This is a genomic window from Paenibacillus baimaensis, assembly GCF_025567575.1.
Genome location: NZ_JAOQIO010000107.1, coordinates 160080 through 181090 on the forward strand (window position 1 = coordinate 160080; position 21011 = coordinate 181090).

Sequence of the window (21011 nt, forward strand, 5' to 3'; positions counted from 1 at the left end):
TGCAGGTTCATCGGCCTCACGGAAGGCATGCAATCCATTCATGAGCTAGCCATGTTATGGAAGCGTACGCTACGCTGTGCAGGCAGATCGATTAACGGGTGGAACCTGTACAACTATATGATCAAAGGGAGTGTTATGTATAATGAAAGCCAATAAAAAGACAAATATAATTGTAGCGGTGCTTGCTTTTTCATTGATTCTGACCGCTTGCTCCAAAACTGTTGAGACCACTGGCACCGGTACTCCGGCCAAGGATGCACCAGCTGCCGGCAAAAATGCCGACTTACGGATCATGTGGTGGGGACCGGATGACCGCCATCAAGCGACTCTGAAAGCTCTTGAAATGTATTCCGCGAAAAATCCAAATATTAAATTCACTTCCGAATATATGGCGTTTGATGCTTTTTGGACCAAGCTGCCTACACTCGCTGCCTCCAATTCCATGACCGACATCCTGCAAATGGACGGAGCTTATATTAACGAATATGCCAAAAAAGGCTTGCTTATGGATCTATCCGATGTCGATCTGAAGGGACTTGTCGATCCAAGAATCGTCAACAACGTCAAGATTGATGGCAAATTATATGGAATTCCGCTCAGTCATAACGGTGCGGGAGTCGCCTTCAACAAAGCGGAGCTGGAGGCGGCTGGCGTGAAGCTGCCACATAAGGATTGGACATGGGATGAATATTTCACTTACATGAAGGAAGCTCATGACAAGCTGCCTAAAGGTAAATATCCGTTTACCGATAATACAAGCGTATGGGATTGGTATCAGTTCTATCAGACGTCCAATGGCAAAGGACCGATCATGCAGGATGGAACCAAATTTAATCTGGATAAAGATCTCTGGTTCAAATTTCAACAAATGCATGAGCAATGGCGTGCTGACGGAACCCTTCCATCTGCAGAAGCCACCACGGCCTTTAAAGAAAACGATCCCAAAGCCGATGCGATGGTATCCGGTGTCATGGCAAGAGGCGTTACTGTCGGTTCTGTTGGCGTCATGGAGACACTCAACCCGGGTAAAATTTCGGTAGTAAACAATCCTGTAGGTCCAGCTGGAGGCGGATGGGCACAAGCCACAATCTTCTTCAGTTTAAGCAAATCCACCAAATATGCGGCTGAAGGCAAGAAATTTATTCAATGGTTTATCTCCGATCAGGAAGTAGGCAAAACACTCGGTTTGACTCGTGGCGTTCCGATCAACGATGCGATTTACAAAACCTTGGAGCCCACCTTAAGCAAAAAAGATTTGATGGGTAAGGATCTGTTAGGCAATGCACTGGATAAGGCACTTCCGTTCTATCCGGCTCCTCAAGGCTGGTCCGATTTCACAAGCTTGTATAAATCGGAAATGGAAGCGGTCATGTTCAAAAAACAAACGATTGAACAAGCTTATGACAAAATCGTAGCCAAAGGCAAGGAAACCGAAGCGAAGCTGAACAAAAAGTAAACCGTCCGGTGTATCCTTGTACCGTCCTGCTTCTTACAAAAGAACAGGGCGGTGTATGGTGAGACCATGCAGAACAAAGCACAGGTTTTCATTATAAGGAGGTCAGTCTATTCATGCTTCAATTAGCTGAATTTTTCCCCGGATATCCAAGCAGGCTTTGGCATCTTGCCAAGCAGATGGGTGTTAATTATGCGGTTGGTCCTCTACCCAAGGAAGATCACGGTATGAAACCATGGGATTATATGAATTTGGTGCAAATGAAACAAAGATTCGCTGATTTTGGACTCAATCTTCAAGTCATTGAATCGGCGCCCGAGACGAACCGCATCAAGCTTGGCCTGCCAGGACGAGATGAAGAGATTGATATCATGTGCCAGTTCATCACGAATATGGGGGCTGCTGGCATCTCTGTGCTCTGCTATAACTTTATGGCTCAATTCAATTGGTTTCGTACCTCAACCACGATCCGTACCCGTGGAGGTGCGCTGGTCTCCGGCTACGATCATGCCTTATTAGCCAATGCGCCGTTGACCGAAGCCGGTATCGTAAGTGAGGATCAATTATGGGAACATTTGAAATACTATCTGGAACGTATTGTACCTGTCGCGGAAAAAGCAAAGGTCAGGCTGGCCCTGCATCCCGATGACCCGCCGATCTCTCCGATTCGTGGGGTGTCACGAATTCTGCGAAGCTCAGATGCGCTGCAGAAAGCTATTGATCTGGTGCCGAGCGAATACAGCGGTATTACGTTATGCCAAGGAACACTAGCGACAGCAGGTGAGGATATACCGACTGTGATCCGCAAGTTTGCTGCACAGGACAAAATCTTTTTCGTCCATTTCCGTGATGTTCGCGGAACGCCAGAGAAGTTCGAGGAAACGTTTCATGATGACGGTAAAACGGATATGCTCGAAGCTATGAAGACCTATTACGAGGTTGGTTTTCAAGGTCCTGCTCGACCTGACCACGTCCCGACGATGGAGGGCGAGAATAATGATAATCCGGGCTATGAATTACTTGGTCGCTTGTACGGAGTTGGTTATATAAGAGGATTAATGGAGGCTGCAGCTGCGGGAGAGCGCGAACGGCAAATTCAGCTAGCCGAATTAAAGGTATAACTCAGGCCTCAATGAGGTGCGATTCATACAAAAAGACAGGATTCGAATGCGAATGACGGCTACGCCGATGGTTCGCTTTTCTGAATCCTGTCTTTATTTAGCTCCAGAGACGATCGTTGGACCACGAATGGTTCCATTCGTCCGTCGATTCCCACAAGCCCGGTATATTCGCATGCAAATGCTCGGCAATTACCTCGTCATTTAATGAATCGATACCAAGTCCCGGCGCATCCGGTACGGTTATAAAGCCATTTTGTATTAACGGTTTGGGCAGTGAACGCCCAATCACAATATCGTCCCACCAGGATATGTGATCGGAATGAAATTCAAGCGCAAGGAAATTTTCCGTAGCTGCTGCACAATGAACGGCAGCCAAGCATGCAATCGGGCTTTCAGCCATATGAATGGCCATTGCAACAGCGTAATCCTGCGCCATGTCGCCGATTTTTTTCGTTTCCAGTATACCGCCAGAAGTCAGAAGATCCGGATGTATCACCGCAACTCCACCGGATTCCAGCAGCGGTTTAAAATTTTCCTTCAAATAGATATCCTCCCCGGTACAAATCGGTGTCGTGACCGATCTCGCCAGTCTGGCATATAAATCTGTGTACTGCCATGGAATCATATCCTCCATCCAGGCCAAATTATATTTATCGATCCGGCGTCCCAGTTTAATACAGTCCTCCACGCCGATATGACCAAAGTGGTCAATCGCGAGCGGTACCTCATAGCCGATGACTGAGCGTACCTCGCTCACATACTGCTCCAGCATATCAAGCCCTTTTTCAGTTACATGAATGCCGGTAAAAGGATGTGCAACATTGTAGGCGTCATACATGCGGTTGCGGGCATGGATAATTTCCAATTCCGTCATTTCGGTATTTTTTCGATTTGCCCATACGTCCGACAGCTTTTTCATATCTTCAAAGAAGCCCAAAGGCGCGCTTAAGGTGCCCGGCTCCTGGATAATTTGATTAATGCCCAGATCCATTTTCAAAAACGTATAACCTTTTTCCATCCGTGATTTCAGCGCTTGCCCCATTGTCAGTCCGGTATCTCTGCCTTGCACATCGGTGTCACAATACATCCGGATTTTATCGCGGAACTTGCCTCCCAGCATTTGATAAATCGGGATACCGTACGCTTTTCCTGCCAAATCCCAAAGTGCGATTTCGATACCGCTCACCCCTCCACCTTGACGGGAATGGCCTCCGAATTGCTTGATACGACGAAACAGCTTGTCAATCTGGCATGGATTCTCACCAAGCAAACGGGATTTCAATAGTAATGCATAGTTCTTGTCCGCCGCATCCCTCACTTCGCCAAAACCGATTAATCCTTGATTGGTGTATACCTGAATTAAACTGCAGTGCATCGGGGAACCCTCGATATCGGCAAATCGAATATCGGTGATTTTTAATTCGGAAGGAATCGAATACGTATTCACATAAGCGGTTGTGCTGTCATAGGTTTCTTTGGTTAGCATGATTATCAGCTCCTTTCCCTCATTATATAAAGGGTTCTGACCAATTGGCATGCTGTAAAATTATCATTTTGTTTGTTTTTTTAGATCTTTTTCTTATAATGGGTATAGGCTATTATTCTTATCATTTCAGGAGGAAAATATGAACAATCAAGCACAGGCTCATGAAGGCATGTATCAAGAAGAACCGGCTGTATGGCTGCGTGCAGCGAATTATGAAGCTGCTGTTTTGCCGGGTGTGGGCGCCAATCTGATTGCCTTTCGCGATACAGCCAACCAGTACCGCTTCCTGCACGAACCGGAGCAGAATGAGATGGAAGCCTTCAAAGCCAATCCGATCATTCATGGCATTCCGGTACTGTTTCCACCGAATCGTTATGAAGACGGCGACTTTCATTGGAATGGTAGCGTGTATCGTTTTCCTGTCAATGAACCAAAGACTGGCAATCATCTTCACGGCTTTGTTCATAATATTCCATGGAAGGTGGATGGTTTGGGGGCTGATGAAGCACAGAGCTGGGTAACCTTAAGCCTGACGGTAACAGAGGGACATTCTGTATATACATATATCCCGCATGCGTTTACGATTCAGCTTCGTTATTCCTTGAGCAGCAATGGATTATCGCAGCACGTGCTGATTCGGAATGACGGCGACACGCCGATGCCTCGTCTGCTTGCCTTCCATACCTCAATCAATGCACCATTCGCTTCGGACAGCTCGGCTTCCGATTATCGCTTCAATATGACGATTGGCGAACGCTGGGAGCTGGATCAACGGATGCTGCCGACGGGTCAGTTTCAAGCACTTACAGCAGATGAGGAAAACATGAAGGCTGGTGGGCTCTCCCCATTCTTTGAATCGATGGATAATCATTATACAGCTGTTCCGCAAAATGGAAGAAACCGAATGGAGCTTACCGATACGCGCAATAAGCTGACTCTCGTCTATGACGTCGGTACCAGCTATAAGCAGTGGATGATTTGGAACAACGGAGCAACGGAAGGTTTCTTTTGTCCAGAGCCGCAAATCAATCTGGTGAACGCACCGAATATCAAGCAGGAGCTTGACCCCGAACTGATCGGATTGTTCGGTCTGGAGCCGGGTGAGATCTGGGAAGAAACCAGCAGACTGTATGTAAAAAAGTTTAATATTTGAAGAAATGGAAGCCTCCAGATCGACGAGTAAAGTCGATCTGGAGGCTTCCTCAATTCCCAGCTGCAAGTCTGTCGCAATAAATATGCATCGCCTCTCTGAGAAATGCAGCCAAACCAGTTCCGTGCTTATCAATATTGGCAGTGAAGCGCTCATCCATTACGTACAAATCACCTAGTCCACGAAAAATTTCCGGTGTACAGTCATAATAGTAATTCGTAATATGCTGTCTTAAGTCACCCACGGCCACCTGCACCTCGGGGTCATCCGGACCGCGATGCATAGCTGCAGCGATCCGGGTATGGATCTTGTCGTTCTCCTCTGTGATGTTCGCCCAATCCTCTTTCGTGTAGCCGTCTGTCCGCTTCTCAACCGCTTCAACCGCTGCATGACCATATCTTTGTCTCGCCTCAGCTGCATACTTCTTTTTGTGCTGCTCGATAGCACTTTGATCAAAGCCCTCAAACTTGTCTTTATTACTCATCTCCATGCCTCCTTGTGCCGATTGTATACTTTGATTCACCGTATCGATGATGCGCTCCAGCCGCTTCTTTTTTTCCAACAGCAGCTCCTTATGAGCTAACAATGCCTGGGTACGATCGAATCCAGGATCATCCAGTATGGCCTTGATTTCCTGCAGAGAAAAACCGATTTCCCGGAAAAACAAGATCTGTTGAAGCCTTTCCAGCTCTCTATCCGTGTACAACCGATAACCTGCCTGATTGATGGACCCGGGTGCAAGCAAGCCGATTTCATCATAATGATGCAGAGTCCGTACACTGATATTCACAAGCTCTGCAACTTCCTTTACCCTGTAAGCCATACCCTCGCTTCACCTCCTGAGATGATCATAAGCTATCACGTTACGTTAGGGTCAATAGTAAAAATTGGCTGGTCTATAAACGTGCCAATTGGTTGTTTTCATCTGTTCATTTCGTGGTAAAATAAGAAAATACACGTGATTATTGATCCTATCACCAACCAATTGATCACCATTGGAGTGCTATCTATGAATATTATTATTTCACGAGAGCTTTCCATACCGATCTATATGCAAATTACGCAGCAAATACGTGAAGCTATATTCAATGGTGAGCTGCCAGCCGGCTACCGTCTCCCACCCGAGCGAAAGCTGGCCGAGCAATTAGGTGTGAATCGCAGTACCGTATTGAACGCATATGTTGAATTGAAGTCCGAAGGTTTGATCGAATCCTTTGTTGGTAAAGGAACCGTCGTGCTGCCCTTGAACCCTGCGGATACAACTGCTGCCTCCACCCAGCTTCCCGGCTATAGTACGCCTCCATGGCGGCAGTTATTCAGTGAACGATCGTTCTCAGCAGGTGACCCGTTAATTCGTGATCTGCTGTCTCTGTCCAAGCGCAATGACTCCATTTCCTTCAGTGTTGCGCTGCCAGACCCTGGGCCCAAACTGACGGTCAAGCTCAGAGAGCAGCTGCAATTGCTCATGCAGGAGAAAAGTGATTCGTTATGGAAGCATACCGCTACGGAAGGTATTCATTCACTGCGTGAGGCGATATGTATGTGGATGGAGAAGCGTGGGATTCACGCCGCTGCCGAGGAAGTGCTCATACTGTCCGGCTCTCAGCAAGGTATTGATTTGCTTACCCGGGTATTCATCGATCCAGGTGATATCATATTTGTTGAAGAACCCAGTTATTTCAGCGCTATGCAATCGTTTCGTTCAGCCGGAGCAAGATTAATGGGAATACCTGCAGATACCGACGGACAGATGAGACTCGATATTCTGGAGTCCATGTTAGCCAAGTATCATCCGAAGCTGATCTATGTCCTGCCTACCTTCCAGAATCCATCGGGTTTGGTGATGAATCAGGATGTCAGGGAACGCCTGCTTGAGCTGGCTTATCGCTACAAGACAATCATCGTCGAGGATGACCCTTATTGTGATCTGCGTTATTCCGGCCATCATGTTCCACCTATCCATGCCATGGACCGCCATGATCATGTCATCTATCTCAGTACCTTTTCCAAGCTTATAGGCTCTGGATTACGTATGGGGTGGCTAAGTGCTCCCAAGTCTGTCATTCGTCAACTGGCTATTGCCAAGCAAATGGCTGATCTGCATACGAGCACACTCTCACAGTTTCTGATGGAGAGAATGATTCGCAGCGGGCTGCTGGAGGAGCATCTGAACGATATGCGAAATCGTTATCATCGGCGTAAGCAGCTTATGGTCGCAGCACTTCATAAATATGAGGTACCAGGTATGACTTGGCAGGAGCCTGAAGGCGGCGTATTCATCTGGTGCCGGATGCCAGCCGGACTGAATGCCAATGAGTTGATGCTTCGTGCAGCCGATCGTGGTGTCGATTATTTGCCAGGCAACCCGTTCTTTGCCCAAGTGCCGCAGACGGCCTATGTACGCCTTAACTTTTCATGTGCCGAGGAGGACTCGATCGATGAAGGCATTCGCCGATTTGTCTTAGCCGTGCACGACACGATGGATGCTCGTCGATACCATCAAACAGGCAACCGAACAGAAGGATTAGATCCTATTATTTAACACCTATTCCAAGGAGGATGGACCCCATGGCCTTTTCAAGATTCGCTAAACGTATGGACCAATTAAAAGCATCAGAAATCAGAGAGATATTAAAACTGACAGAAAGACCTGAGGTCATTTCGTTTGCCGGAGGCCTTCCAGATCCTGAGTTATTTCCGATTAGAGAGCTGCAGCTGATCGCCGTAAAAGTATTGGAGGAGCACGGTAAAGAAGCGCTGCAATATGCGACCACTGAAGGCTATCGACCTTTACGGGACAAAATCGCACTGCGGATGAACCGTACATTGGGTACGGCTTGGACGGCTGACAATATTCTCATTACTAGCGGCTCCCAGCAAGGAATCGATCTGGCAGGAAAAGCCTTCCTCGACGAAGGCGATGTCATTTTCTGTGAAAGCCCCTCTTACCTTGGAGCTATTCAGGCCTTTCGTGCTTATGGTCCTGAATTCGTCGAGGTTCCTACTGATCACGAAGGCATGGATATCGTTCAATTAAGGGAGCTTCTACAGACTACACAGCGGGCCAAGCTTATTTATGTCATTCCGGATTTTCAAAATCCGACTGGCCGGTCCTGGACACTAGCCAGAAGACAAGAACTCATCAAGCTTGCCAATGAATTCGATCTGGTAATTATTGAGGATAATCCATATGGAGAGCTACGTTTTGAGGGCGAACCTATCCCTTCCCTGCAATCATTGGATACCGAAGGTCGTGTTCTTCACTTGGGGACCTTCTCCAAAACCTTCTGCCCGGGCCTGCGCATGGGCTGGACAGCAGCTGATTCCGCTATTATACCCAAATTAGTGCTGCTGAAGCAGGGAGCCGACCTTCAAGCGTCAACGATTAGCCAACGGCAGCTCGATGCCTATCTGGAAACGTACGATCTGGGTGAACAAATCGTCAAAATCGTAGAGGTTTACCGCAAGCGTCGTGACACGATGATGGAAGCACTTCGTCGTGAAATGCCTGCCGATGTCCGTTTCAATATTCCTTCCGGTGGCTTATTCACCTGGCTGGAGCTGGCACCTGAGCTAAACGCTCGTGACTTGCTCGTACGCTGCCTGGATCACAATGTTGCATTCGTACCTGGAGGCAGCTTCTACCCGAATGGTGGCCATGAGAATACGCTGCGCCTCAATTATTCCAACATGACGGAGGAACGGATCATCGAGGGAATAGCAAGGCTTGGTAAAGTGCTGCGGGAATACACAGCAGAATTACAGGCAAGTCCTTTATCCATTTAACAACGGTCTGCTGGGGGGCCAGTCTCAGATTTTACTTTGAGACTAAGCCCCATAGCAGAACCCTATATAATCTAAAAAAGCAACATGGTATTACGATAAAAAACAACCCTCCATCTCACAATAAAGTGATGACAGAGGGTTATTTTCTCGCACTATGAAACTGCTGGATCAGCAGTTTATATGTAAATATAAAAGTATAGGCCCGGTGGGACTCGAACCCACGACCAGATGATTAAGAGTCAACTGCTCTACCAACTGAGCTACGGACCTGCAACGCTCACTTATAATAGCATATAGATTTATAAAATGCAAATCATATTTACAATTATTTAAAAACAGCTTTTTTGTTTAATAATAACTATGAGGGAGGTGTTCAGCATGAATGCAGAAATCAATCCGAACCAACCACCAGAGATTAATCCGAAACCCATTCCGGATATAACACCAAAAACTCCACCCGAAATTAAACCGGATTTGATCCCGGAGATACCATCAACACCACAGCCAGCTCCTGAAATCAGTCCCAAAGTCATCCCGGAAATACCCGAGAAGCAGCAATAGGAATTTGCAAAGGCAGTCCCTTGGTCAGATGAATGACCTGAGGGACTGCCTCTTTTTCACAATATTATCGAAACCTTACTTCTTAGTTTTCTTTGCATCATAGGCAGCTTGATAAATTTCCAGGTACCGCTTCAACTTCATATTATCCAGATTTTTCAGGTAACCGTCCCAGTCTTTATCCAATTTGGCATCTCCGATAATGAATCGCGCGATCATTTCTTTGACATGATCATTGATGGTCTTATCCAAATCAGCTAGCTCTGTTGCCTGCTCATTGGTAAAGAAAAGCTGTGGAAGAACGGTATCATCTTTTTGCTTATAAGGTTCATACTTGGTTTTCGTTTCATTGTAAAGAATAGATTCCTGCGGGAGTTTCGGGTCAGGGACCAGGCCCAAACGGAAATCATTCGTACGCAAAGATGGACCGGTTTGCGACCATTTCACATTTTGTACCGTCGACAGCTTCACATCCGTATACTTCCAAATAGCCGGTTTCCCGTTGATTCCAACCTCTCCCGGATCCGCTAATTTCCATTCAACATTCGGGCGACCTTCCGTATTACGCAGTGTCATTTCCTGATCGTACATCAAGTCCGCCCAGCGGAAAGCAGCTTCGGGATTTTTACTTGCTTTGGTTATAACTAGTCTACCTTGGTTCACACTGTTGTTTAATGGAGCTACCTGAACGCCTTTTGGCCCTTTTAACGCTGGAACGGCAACATAGTCTAACCATCTTCCCACATTACCCTTGCTTGAATCGGTAAATATACCATCATGCTGGGCTACAGCCGCCCCTAATATCACGGTTCCCGGATTCTCGCCCATTTGCTTCGCTTGATCTCGGTCCTGGGTGAACGATTGCGGAGCAATCAGTCCCTCTGCATACAGCTTGTGCAGGTACTCCAAGCCGTCTTTAAATTCCGGTTTGTCAAATGCTACTGTGACTTTTCCATTATTGATAAACAACCGTTTTTCACTACCGTTAATGATACTTGGGTTAAGGATGAAAGCATTCATAATAAAAGAATCAATATTAACATTCGGACCTACAGCCGCACCTGCCAGCGGAATTTCATCTGCTTTTCCGTTCCCGTTCGGGTCCTGGGTTTTGAACGCCTTAAGCACATTGTAGAATTCGTCCGTCGTAGTCGGTACCTGCAGCCCTAATTTGTCTAGCCAAGGCTTGTAAATCCACGTTTTTTGTGACATGGAGCAGTGGAAACATTCATTCACCTGCGGCAGTCCAAAGATTTTACCGCCCGGCGCCGTAATAGCTTCTTTCACATAAGGAAGCTTCTCGAACATTTTCTTCGTTTCTGTACCATATTGATCGATATATTTGGTCAAATCAAGAAATTCCCCAGTATTTCCGTATATCAACTGCTGTGTGGGGCTAATATCAAAGCCCATGATCACATCAGGCAAATCTCCGCTGCCCAGCACCAAATTCAACTTTTCTATCGCTGACTTCTCAGGTGCTATATCCCATTCGATGTGAATGTTGGTCTTCTCTTCGAGAAACTTCGTATATTCATTGGTTGCAAAATCCTCAACGAACGAACTGCCTTTAACCAGCACCTTAAGTGTTGTTTTTTCTTTCATGATCGGGAATTGTCCTGCCGGATTTATTTTCGCTGCAGTTGCCGCATTGTCTTGTTGGGGCCCTGCAGCCTTATCTGTACATCCGCTTAACACAGCAACTGCTGCGATTGCCAAGCTCAAACTACCTATCCATAACTTTTTCATTGTAGTGCCTCCCTTTTTTTGTATGAACCCAAACCCCTTTATTCTATTCCAGTTAGGTAATCAACCTACCCCTTAAGTGATCCAATCATGACCCCTTTTACGAAATGCTTTTGCACAAAGGGATAAGCGATCATCAGAGGCAGTGAAGATACGACAATCAGCGAATATTTGAGCAAGGTTCGCAAGCCTTCGCGGTTTGCTTCGTCGGCCAAATTGGACATCATGCTTGCATCGACTTCATTTTGTACGAGGATTTCCCTGAGCACGAGCTGCAGCGGAAACAACGCAGGCGACTTCAAATAAATCAACGCATTAAAATATTGATTCCAATAGCCAACAGCCGAATACAGGGTGATAACCGCTATAATTGGTCCCGATAACGGAATAACAATTTTCCAGACAAATTTAAAATCATTACAGCCATCCAACTGCGCGGCTTCCAGCACTTCATCAGGAATCGTTGTCCTGAAGTAAGTACGGGCAATAATCACATTAAATACGCCCATAGCTGTAGGTAAAATCATCGCCCACATCGTATTCAACATATTCAGGTCCTTAACGAGCAGGTAGTTTGGAATCAAGCCACCGCTAAACATCGTCGTGAATACGAGCAGCAGCATGATCACATTTTTCCCATACAAATCCCGTCTGGCTAACGGGTACGCTGCCATAATCGTCAAGGATACATTAATCAAGGTTCCTACTACTGTGTAAATGACAGAATTACGAAATGAGCTCCAGATCAGCTTGTGCTTGAATACGGCTGCATAGCCATCCAAAGTCGGATCTACCGGCCATAACCATACTTTTCCGGCAATTACGGCACCTGGACTGCTAAAGGATGCGCTTACAATGAATACTAACGGGTATAAAACCGTAATTAAAAACAGCGATAGAATGACATAATTGCCGATGTTAAACCATCGATCCGTATTCGTTTCCCTGATATTCGTAGTTTCCACAGTTGTTACCTCCTCTCGCTGCCCTTACCATAGGCTTTCCTGCTTGGCTTTCTTGGCAATTTGGTTGACCGTGATGAGTAGAACGAGACCGATGACAGACTTGAACAGGTTGATCGCCGTGGAATACGAATAATTCATAGCTTGCGAGGCAAGCCCCACCTTATACACGTAAGTATCGATAACCTCGGAGGTCCGCGCATTCAGCGCATTTTGCATCAACAGCACCTTTTCAAAGCCCAAATCCAGAATATGCCCTGTGTTCAAAATTAACAAAATGATCATCACCGGAAGAATGCTGGGCAGATCAATATGCAGCATCCGTTTGAATTTGTTAGCCCCATCCATAACCGCCGCTTCATGCAGCGAAGGATCTACACCTGACAAGGCCGCCAAATAAATGATGCAGGAGAAACCAACATTTTGCCATAGACCAGACCATACATAGATCGAGCTGAAGTATTCGGGCTTGGCAATAAAATGGACCGATTCAAAGCCAAGCGTTCGTAGCATCACATTCACGAGTCCATTCCGGGGATCGAGCAACTCCAGAATAATTCCTACCATAACCACGATTGAAATAAAATGAGGTGCATAAGTGATCATTTGGACCGATTTTTTGAAAAACTGGTTCTTCACATAATTAAGCGACAAGGCCAGAATGATCGGAAAAGGGATTCCCGCAATCAGGCTGTACAAGCTAATAATTAATGTGTTGGTCATGAGCTTGCCAAATTCATACGAATTGAAGAACCGGATGAAGTGCTTGAAGCCCACCCATTCACTACCATTAATTCCTTTGAAAGCTGTGTAATCCTTAAATGCAATCGTCGCTCCGTACATCGGATAATACCTGAATACCAAAATGTAAATCAACGGAAGCGCCAGTAGTACATACAATTGCCAGCATTTCTGTATGCGCCTCCGAGCGGACAGTGGCTCTATCTTCGCTTGTGCTCTCGTCTTGGTAGCGGCTGCCACTTTCATGATCGTTGTTCCCCCTTTCATTATTCGTAATTCCAACATAAGGTTCAGGAGAACAAATGTATATCCGAAAACGCTTTCTTTTTGTGCGATAGTTAAGAATAGCAATGTGCATTGCTATTCCTGGTGTGCAATATTTTAGAAAACGCTTGTATAACCCCGTATTTTAGCCGGTTTGCGATTTCTTATAAGCGGTAGCGCTGACACCATGAAGACGTTTGAAAGCCCTGCAAAATGTATTGGACGAGCTGTATCCGACATTCGCAGCAATATCGTTAATGGTCAATCTGGATTCAAGCAGCAACGTCTTGGCATGATCCATTCGCACGCTCTCCAGGTAATCGGAAAAATTGATACCGGTTTGCTCTTTAAAAAACTGTGATAAATATACCTTGGAAATCGGTATTCGATCCGCAACTACATCCAGACTCAGATCATCCTGCATATAGTCCTGGTTCAGGATCGTGATAATATGCTCGACCAGCTGTATATTTTGGCTTTTCTTATGCGCATTCACGCTATCGCAGATCCACTCATAAGTGGATATAACAGAGGCATAATTGTTCTTCATATGCTCGTAAGAAGGCGTCTCGCTGCTCAATGGCTTCATCTGATGAAAAACCTGTTCCTGAGCCAGCTCCATTTGCGGCAGAAGCTTCACGATGCTCCCCCAGACTTCATATAAAAACAGCTGCATGACCGAAAAGGAAAGACGCCGGATTTCAAAATTTTCTCGATACAAATCCTCCAGTATACGCTTGACCTCCACCCTGTCACCGGCCTTGGCCAAATTCATTAACCGGCCCTCCAAATCGGATGGAAAATAATAATTGTTGCGATCATCCGGCAATTCGTCGAACCATAAAATCCCTTCGCGATTTTGCCATAGTTGAAAACTGAGTGCTTGCCTTGCTTGCTCGTACGATCTGGATACGCCTGTAAGGCTGTTATGAATCGCCCCAATCCCATAGATGGGGACATATTTCAACAGATCACCAACCGCTTCATCCGCTTCCAGAAGATTGCTCTCAATATGCTCCTTAACCCGCAGCGACTGGGATTGATTGCAACAAAACAGCACAGCAAGCTGGTCCTCAGCCACATCATAGACAAAACCGTTATGCTCCATTGTCTTGCGCAGCATTTCTTTGGTCAAAACACGCTTCATATCCAGCTCTTCCAGAAGATCTCCGCTGTAGCCGTTGTCCAGCCCCCGCAAATGCAGGATGGCAACTACATAGCTCATCCCCGTTACATCCATTCCTACATGCTTCAGAAGCGCATTCGCATCATGTACCGACAGAAACTCCCCGTTCAGCAGTCTTTGAAAATACGCCGCGCGAAGCAGCGGGGCCTGCTGCTCGATTTCCGATTTCAGCCTGTGATTATTGTTGATCAAGCCCGATACCGTTTCTCCGATCAAGCCATAGGCATCCCTATGCTGGGGACTGACGTCCGCCTTTTCCATGATCATATTGACAATATTACGAAGCGGCTTACTGTTCCGATACGCCAGCAAATAAGCGATAATGACCCCGATGACTAGAAACAGAAACGTCAGGGAAAATGTAATTTTCTGAATATAACGAACCTTCTCCAGCACGATATGCGTGGGCTGCCCCACCAGATACGTCCATCCATTTGAGGCTGATTTCACGTAAGTGATCATCATCGGTTTCTTGTCTATCGTTTGCTCTACGACGCCCCGAGAGCCTGACAGTTTGGCGATATCGACTGGGAGTGGAACGGCATCCGCAGACAATGAGCTGATTAATTGCCCCTGATCGTCGACTATATAAGCCCAACCGTCGCCGGAGATATCCAGGCCGTGGAACAGCTTTTGCAGCTCCCTGTTATCGATCATCACAGCGATTGCACCCTGCGGGTTTCCCGGATAGCCCAGCGATTGGATGTACGTCAGCATCGTATAGGGGGTATTGTTCACCATAACCTCCTGGGAAGGAATATATTTACGTGTAAAATATTGATCGAACATCAGCTTGTTCCAGTTTGTGTAATCAAGTCGGCTGTACTTTGCTATATTCTCATAAAACTCCTTGATCGAATAGCTTGAGCCCGGGGTCAGTACAAGACCACTGTTTTTAAACAGAACGTAGTAATTAAAAATAAAATTGTTGGACAGCTTATAGTTATACAAGCTTTTGTTGGTATCCAGAACACGATAAGTATTAGTTCCCTCGAACGGATCGATCACCGGCTGAAATTGGATGATGCGAGTATCTACCGACAACTGTTGGGCGATGGAGGAAATTTCCTCCAGTCTTCGCTCCAGTATATCCTTGCTCTGCTCAAGCACATTCATATGATTGGCAGTAACTTCCTTTTCCATCGTTTCAATCGTCTTTTGATAGATGATCCAGCCGACGATCATAGGCAATATTAAAAAGAGAATATACGGAATAAGCAAGCGTATAAATACACGATGTCTGCCCTTTCCATCACTCAGCCATTGTCCTTTAAGCATGGTAGACCGATCCTCCTTCTCCCAAACTGACTTTGCAACCGATTACATACACTATTAAGTTAACCACATTATAGGTTTCTTGTGAACAGCCAACTTGTGTCGGCTGAACAACAAATAATCCCCATGAATCCATGGAGATAGTTGGCTTACCTGTATGCAATTGTGGTCGATGTATGCATAACTCCGATATTAATTCGCATATTGCTGCTTGAATTCGGAAGGCGTCATCCCTGTATGCTTTTTGAATAGCTCACTGAAATAGGGTCGATCCTCATATCCGAGCGCCTGGGCAATTTCCTGAACCTGCCTGCCTTCCAGCAATAAAGCCTTGGCCCGCTCCATTCGCTCTGTCGTAACAAATTGCCCAACCGTCATCCCTCTGACCTTCTTGAATAGATTGGCAAAGTAGCTTCCGCTTAAGTATACCAATTTGGCGTAATCATTCACTGTCAGGTTCACATCCAGATGCTGTCTAATATGAGCGATTACTTGCTCGACCACCTGATTGGCTTCTTCTTTCTGCCTTTGCTGGATGACCTCACAGCCGATTCTGCACAGCTCGTTGATGCCTCCCTTAAGCTCTGTCAGCTTGTAGGAATGCAAATTCTTAATATGCAGCAGATGCGCCTCCAGCGGCTTCATTTCTTCAGTCGTCAGCTTTTCTGCAAATACCCGATTCATCATAAAGGCAAGCTCGTCGTACATGACCTTTACAGCTTCTGGAGCATAAGGCACAGGCACAGATACGGTTTCATCGAACAATTCGTCTACAAGCTCCTGCGCTTTGTGCAGATTGCCCGAACGCAGGCAATAGAACAGCTCCTTTTCCTTTTCCGTTGAAAAGCGCGGTGCCGTTTGATGATCCACATGCTGGTAGCCATATACACTGTTGCCACCGGTATAAAAATTATAGGATAGTGCGGTCATTGCCTGCGTATACGAATAAGAAATTTCATGAATATGCTGTACGTTTTCCCCCAGACCGAGAGATACCGTATATCTGGAATAGCTTTCGATATTTTCACGGCACTGCTCGGCCAGCTTCTCGGCACTCCCGGAATCAGGCGAATTGAACACAGCAACAAACCGGTGCGAATGATCCCGAAACACAAATCCTTTCGTTACATTGCCAATCGTCTCCTCCAGAATATTGTGCAGGGTGAACCGAATCAGCTCGACCTCCTGCACAGGAAGCTTATGAGTCAGCTCGGCAAACTGGTCAATTTCCGTAAGCATGACAACGAATTGCTCACGTTCGAGTGCAATATTGAGAAAATCCCAACGCTTGGCGGCCTGTTCCGGCGTAGTGGGAAACTGCAGCAGAAGCTGAAAATATTCCTGCCGCAAATAAGGCAGACTCTCCCGAAGCTTGCGCTCCATCTCATGAAACCGCTGCTGGCTTCCAAGTTCCTCTTCGATCGACGCTTTGGCTTTGAGAACGGCATCAATAATTTTTTGCGGTGTAAAAGGCTTCAATATATAATCAAAAGCGCCAAGCTGAATGGCCTGCTGCGCATAATCAAAATCGGTATATCCACTTAGGAAAACAATTTTGGTACGGGGAAATTCGCTTAATACCCAACGTGTCATATCCAGCCCATTCATTCGCGGCATGCGGATATCCGTCAGCACGATATGAGGCTTTGTTTCACGTATGAGCTCAATACCCTTCTCGCCGTTGCTGGCCGAGCCTACCACACGAATCCCATGCAGACTCCAGGGAATTTGATTGGCGATACCATCAACAACTGTCTTGATGTCATCTATCACACACATTCTAAGCTCACTGTTCACTTTTGATCGTCACTCACTTTCCAATGGAATCGTTAAGGTAATTACGGTTGAATGGTACGGAATGCTCGATAATTCAATATCGGCTCTGCTATCGTATTGCAGTCGCAGACGTCCAAATACATTGCGCAGCGCGTAGCCCTTCTTAACCGTCTGCTCCTGCCGCATGTCCTCGTCAACTTGCCGGGCATCCATGCCAGAACCATTGTCCTCCACTCGCAGCTCGAGCCAATTTGAATCCAGACGTCGGATCGTAATCATAATTTGTCCATCAACGTCCATTTCCTGAAAGCCATGCAGGATCGAATTCTCCACCAGCGGCTGCAAAATGATTTTCAATATCGGTATATCAAGCAGCGAATCATCCTCAAGCACGATGTTATAATCAAACAAGCCTTCGTAGCACTTTTGCTGCAGGCTTAAATATTGCCGTACATGGTCGATCTCCTTCGCTAAGGTCGTCATCTCGTTGCCCCCATTAAGACCAAGCTGGAATAGCAAGGAGAGGGAAACAATCATATCGGTAACATCCTTATTCTGCGCTGTTTCCGATTTCCAGACGATTGTATTGAGCGTATTGTACAAGAAATGCGGATCAATCTGCGCCTGCAGCGCTTTAATCTCCATCTTTCTTTTCTCGTTCTCGGCATCCTTCACATCGTCAATCAGCTTCGATATTTGCTCCAGCATGCGGTTGAATTTCAACCCGACCTGTGTAACCTCATCCTCGTACTTACTCTCAAAGCGAACATCAAGCTGGTTATGCTCGACCTTCTTCATAAGACCTTGAAGCTTATGCAGCGGCTTCAGCAAGAAGCATGACATCAGATTGGAGAGCAGCAGGGCCAGCACCGCACAGCAGGCCATGATGAACAGCGTGGCTATTTTGATGCGATTCACTTGATACAGCAAATCCGATTGCTTTTGCACACTGACCAGCAGCCAATCCTGCGTAAGCGTCAGACGCGCATAATTGACCAAATAAGGCTCGTTTCCTTTGGAATATTTGAAAAAGCCCCGTTCCTGCTCCTGCATGGGCTTCATAAATTCCGGGTCATTCTGAAACGTTTCCATTGTGGATGCCATCGGCAGTACCTTACCGCCGCTGCGCGAAACGAGAAAATAATTGTCCGAATGGTCAAGCAAATCATCGGTAATCGCTTTGCGGATGGCATCTTCCTTTAAATTAACGACAATAAAAACGTCCTGTACATTAACTTCGGAGATCGATTTCATCAATAAGGAGATCACTCTTTTATTACCGAGAAATAAAGGATCTTCATGTCCTTCGATCCACAAGGCGCGATCCGTGCTTTCCAAATACTTCGAAAATATTGTGCTCTTAAAAGGGACCTGGCTATTGCGAAGGTCATTCGTCGCGAACAGATCACCCATCGGCGTATAGATTAAAATCGATTGAATCGATGGCTCACTCAACTTCATTTGCGCAAGCGGTATCTGTAGGGAAGACAACTGTCTATAGTAGGCCGATGTTCGGTGATCGTACACATCATTCATCGCCTGCTTGAATTCATCGCTGAGCATCATGGAGGAGGTCGCTACAATCGTATGACGCAGCTTTTCATCGAGCACACGCGCCGATTTATTCAATGTGTTCTGGCTGGAGAGGAAGGCTTCCTTTTCTGTTGAGCTGTAAGCAATCCAGTAGGACATCAGTCCGGTCAAGGCGATAGATATTAAAGTCAGCAGTAAAAAGGCTATCCATAGCCGACGTCTGAGCGAAAGCCTATAAAACCAGTGTTTCACGTCTGTTCCTCCTCCATACCCAATATAAGAAAAGCTGCTGATCGAAGCCTATTCGAGGAAGATACATCCGTGTTTTACATGTAGCTTTTCTTGCAATAACAGAATATTCAGCTCCGCTGAAAACTTATAAATTCTGATATTATGAAAAAACGCGCCGCTTTCTGCTGCGCGTCCATCATTATGATAATCAACTACAGTTATAACCAGATCCATCCAGCATTACTTGGCTAAAGTGCCTTGCAGCTTGCCTGGATCAAAGCTTGGATTCGCTTTGCTCTTCGTATCGCCGGAAGCACGTGCTTTCTCCAGAGCGGCGTTATAACGAGTTGTCAGGTCCGTCAGCATTTTATCGACATCTCCGCCTTCAAGCATATACTTCGTAATCGCATTGCCTGTCTTGACACCCTCAACCTTAGCTTCCGTTACGGAAAGCGGAGTTGGTGAATACAGTGCATCATATTTGCTCGGCAGGAATCCATCGATGCCCGGAATAGTCGGTTTGTTAGCAGTGGCATTGACATCAGGAACGACAGAGATACCAAAGCCCTTTTCATGATATTCCTTTTGGAAATTGATATTAGCAAGGTACTCCATGAACTTCCACGCTTTTTCCTTGTTCGGAGTGTCTTTACTTATACCAACGTAGTTGCCGGCAATAACCGAAACGGTTCCTGATTGCTTGCCGTCTAGGGTTGGAGGCAGAGCAGCAGCCCAGCGTATTTTGGTCGGGAATTGGTTCTGGAATACACCCGGCTCGCCAGAGTGATTGAAGTACATACCAATTTTCCCGGCTGCAAATTGCGCACGCAGTGGATCAATATCCAACGATTCCACGCCCGGCAGCAAGCTTCCATCCTTTTTCATTTGATAGAGCGCTTCAGCAATGGGCTTGTACACGGAGAAATCGAACTGTCCGGTTTTATAGTTATAGCCATCCACAATTGAAGTGCCACTAAAGGAGCTTATTGGATTTGAAATTCGCGCGAATGCGGAGCTTGCGCTCTTGAAGTTTTCAGCAAAGCCGTACGCCCCTACATCCTTATTCGCTTCTGTAATCTTCTTAGCAGCATCAACCATTTCCGCTACTGTTTTTGGCGGTTCCTTAATCCCTGCTTTTTCGAACAAATCTACATTATATATTAATCTCCAAAACTGTCCGGTATTCGGCAGCGAATATATTTTGCCTTCAACCATGTTCGATTCCTCGACCATCAGATTGGCATATCGCTTTTTCAAATCATCGTTCATCAAATCATTAATCGGCAGCAAATAGCCTTTTTTCACAAAACCGAGAAAATCGTTCGTACGCAGTACGTCAGGAGCCTGCTTGCTGGCATACGCGATATCCACAGCCTGATTGAAGTTATCAGCCAAAACCGTCATTTCCACTTCAATGTCGGGGTTCGCATCATTAAATTTCTTGATAACCTCTTTCATATAATCCGCATCATGGCGATCAATCGTCCAATAAGAGATCTTGGTTTTTCCACCTGTCGCTGTACCTGTACCCGAGGTCCCTCCAGCTTGCGTCCCGCTGTCCTGTCCAGCTCCACATGCTGCCAGAGAGGAAGCGACCAAAGCTACGCCCAGCACGGTACCTATCGTTTTTTTCATCATTTTGATAAAACCCTCCTTTTTAATTATAAACCATTCGTGAATAGGTTCCTAATCGGAAATCATGTAACTGCTTTCAGCATAACGGCTGAGTTTGTCGAACCGTGA

Annotated in this window: 15 protein-coding genes and 1 tRNA gene; 6 read left to right on the plus strand and 10 right to left on the minus strand. The window is 46.2% G+C overall.

What is annotated here, in order from left to right; translation table 11 throughout:
* Nucleotides 1-142: 142 nt before the first annotated feature.
* Together OB236_RS31540 and OB236_RS31545 are read left to right on the plus strand one after the other, a co-directional pair.
* On the plus strand, nt 143-1456 hold the full coding sequence (locus OB236_RS31540) for an ABC transporter substrate-binding protein (RefSeq protein ID WP_076232263.1): 1314 nt from the start codon (nt 143-145) through the stop codon (nt 1454-1456).
* 113 nt (nt 1457-1569) lie between these two features.
* Nucleotides 1570-2574, plus strand: coding sequence for a mannonate dehydratase (locus tag OB236_RS31545; RefSeq protein ID WP_262687561.1), 1005 nt, complete (start codon nt 1570-1572; stop codon nt 2572-2574).
* Nucleotides 2575-2671: 97 nt separating this feature from the next.
* On the opposite strand, the gene OB236_RS31550 is transcribed toward OB236_RS31545, so the two are convergent.
* Complete coding sequence (locus OB236_RS31550) at nt 2672-4060, minus strand: mandelate racemase/muconate lactonizing enzyme family protein (protein WP_262687562.1); 1389 nt, start codon at nt 4058-4060, stop codon at nt 2672-2674.
* Nucleotides 4061-4199: 139 nt separating this feature from the next.
* Here OB236_RS31550 and OB236_RS31555 point away from each other — a divergent pair, with 139 nt between their 5' ends.
* Complete coding sequence (locus OB236_RS31555; protein ID WP_262687563.1) at nt 4200-5213, plus strand: aldose 1-epimerase; 1014 nt, start codon at nt 4200-4202, stop codon at nt 5211-5213.
* 49 nt (nt 5214-5262) lie between these two features.
* On the opposite strand, the gene OB236_RS31560 is transcribed toward OB236_RS31555, so the two are convergent.
* On the minus strand, nt 5263-6033 hold the full coding sequence (locus OB236_RS31560; RefSeq protein ID WP_262687564.1) for a MerR family transcriptional regulator: 771 nt from the start codon (nt 6031-6033) through the stop codon (nt 5263-5265).
* Between the two features lie 186 nt (nt 6034-6219).
* Between OB236_RS31560 and pdxR the strand changes: the two genes are divergently transcribed.
* Both pdxR and OB236_RS31570 read left to right on the plus strand, forming a co-directional pair.
* Nucleotides 6220-7752 (plus strand): MocR-like pyridoxine biosynthesis transcription factor PdxR, encoded by a 1533-nt coding sequence (gene pdxR, locus OB236_RS31565; RefSeq protein WP_262687565.1) that lies wholly within the window; start codon nt 6220-6222, stop codon nt 7750-7752.
* Nucleotides 7753-7778: 26 nt separating this feature from the next.
* Nucleotides 7779-8996: an aminotransferase-like domain-containing protein gene (locus OB236_RS31570; RefSeq protein ID WP_262687566.1), complete on the plus strand. Its 1218-nt coding sequence runs from the start codon at nt 7779-7781 to the stop codon at nt 8994-8996.
* Between the two features lie 197 nt (nt 8997-9193).
* Here the strand turns inward: OB236_RS31570 and OB236_RS31575 are convergent.
* A tRNA-Lys gene (locus OB236_RS31575) sits at nt 9194-9266 on the minus strand.
* Nucleotides 9267-9374: 108 nt separating this feature from the next.
* Here OB236_RS31575 and OB236_RS31580 point away from each other — a divergent pair.
* The gene (locus OB236_RS31580) at nt 9375-9557 is read left to right on the plus strand and encodes a hypothetical protein (protein ID WP_083689374.1); all 183 of its coding nucleotides are present in this window, start codon (nt 9375-9377) and stop codon (nt 9555-9557) included.
* A 75-nt stretch (nt 9558-9632) separates the two neighbouring features.
* Here the strand turns inward: OB236_RS31580 and OB236_RS31585 are convergent, their stop codons facing one another.
* The 7 genes from OB236_RS31585 to OB236_RS31615 form a co-directional block, all read right to left on the minus strand.
* Nucleotides 9633-11303 carry an ABC transporter substrate-binding protein gene (locus tag OB236_RS31585; protein WP_076232280.1) on the minus strand — a complete coding sequence of 557 codons (1671 nt, stop codon included), beginning with the start codon at nt 11301-11303 and terminating at the stop codon, nt 9633-9635.
* Between the two features lie 65 nt (nt 11304-11368).
* The gene (locus OB236_RS31590) at nt 11369-12265 is read right to left on the minus strand and encodes a carbohydrate ABC transporter permease (protein WP_076232282.1); all 897 of its coding nucleotides are present in this window, start codon (nt 12263-12265) and stop codon (nt 11369-11371) included.
* 24 nt (nt 12266-12289) lie between these two features.
* Nucleotides 12290-13249: an ABC transporter permease gene (locus OB236_RS31595; RefSeq protein WP_083689375.1), complete on the minus strand. Its 960-nt coding sequence runs from the start codon at nt 13247-13249 to the stop codon at nt 12290-12292.
* Nucleotides 13250-13412: 163 nt separating this feature from the next.
* Complete coding sequence (locus OB236_RS31600; RefSeq protein WP_262687567.1) at nt 13413-15731, minus strand: helix-turn-helix domain-containing protein; 2319 nt, start codon at nt 15729-15731, stop codon at nt 13413-13415.
* 189 nt (nt 15732-15920) lie between these two features.
* Entirely contained in the window at nt 15921-17507 is a 1587-nt protein-coding gene (locus tag OB236_RS31605) for a response regulator transcription factor (protein WP_262687568.1), read from the minus strand.
* 27 nt (nt 17508-17534) lie between these two features.
* Nucleotides 17535-19289: a sensor histidine kinase gene (locus OB236_RS31610; RefSeq protein ID WP_262687569.1), complete on the minus strand. Its 1755-nt coding sequence runs from the start codon at nt 19287-19289 to the stop codon at nt 17535-17537.
* A 219-nt stretch (nt 19290-19508) separates the two neighbouring features.
* Nucleotides 19509-20906: an ABC transporter substrate-binding protein gene (locus tag OB236_RS31615; protein WP_240414633.1), complete on the minus strand. Its 1398-nt coding sequence runs from the start codon at nt 20904-20906 to the stop codon at nt 19509-19511.
* Nucleotides 20907-21011: the final 105 nt, after the last annotated feature.

Excerpts from the sequence above, each read along its gene's own strand:
- OB236_RS31540 (WP_076232263.1), top strand. The coding sequence starts at position 143 with ATGAAAGCCAATAAAAAGACAAATATAATTGTAGCGGTGCTTGCTTTT.
- OB236_RS31545 (WP_262687561.1), top strand. The coding sequence starts at position 1,570 with ATGCTTCAATTAGCTGAATTTTTCCCCGGATATCCAAGCAGGCTTTGG.
- OB236_RS31550 (WP_262687562.1), bottom strand. The coding sequence starts at position 4,060 with ATGCTAACCAAAGAAACCTATGACAGCACAACCGCTTATGTGAATACG.
- OB236_RS31555 (WP_262687563.1), top strand. The coding sequence starts at position 4,200 with ATGAACAATCAAGCACAGGCTCATGAAGGCATGTATCAAGAAGAACCG.
- OB236_RS31560 (WP_262687564.1), bottom strand. The coding sequence starts at position 6,033 with ATGGCTTACAGGGTAAAGGAAGTTGCAGAGCTTGTGAATATCAGTGTA.
- pdxR (WP_262687565.1), top strand. The coding sequence starts at position 6,220 with ATGAATATTATTATTTCACGAGAGCTTTCCATACCGATCTATATGCAA.
- OB236_RS31570 (WP_262687566.1), top strand. The coding sequence starts at position 7,779 with ATGGCCTTTTCAAGATTCGCTAAACGTATGGACCAATTAAAAGCATCA.
- OB236_RS31580 (WP_083689374.1), top strand. The coding sequence starts at position 9,375 with ATGAATGCAGAAATCAATCCGAACCAACCACCAGAGATTAATCCGAAA.
- OB236_RS31585 (WP_076232280.1), bottom strand. The coding sequence starts at position 11,303 with ATGAAAAAGTTATGGATAGGTAGTTTGAGCTTGGCAATCGCAGCAGTT.
- OB236_RS31595 (WP_083689375.1), bottom strand. The coding sequence starts at position 13,249 with ATGAAAGTGGCAGCCGCTACCAAGACGAGAGCACAAGCGAAGATAGAG.
- OB236_RS31600 (WP_262687567.1), bottom strand. The coding sequence starts at position 15,731 with ATGCTTAAAGGACAATGGCTGAGTGATGGAAAGGGCAGACATCGTGTA.
- OB236_RS31605 (WP_262687568.1), bottom strand. The coding sequence starts at position 17,507 with ATGTGTGTGATAGATGACATCAAGACAGTTGTTGATGGTATCGCCAAT.
- OB236_RS31615 (WP_240414633.1), bottom strand. The coding sequence starts at position 20,906 with ATGATGAAAAAAACGATAGGTACCGTGCTGGGCGTAGCTTTGGTCGCT.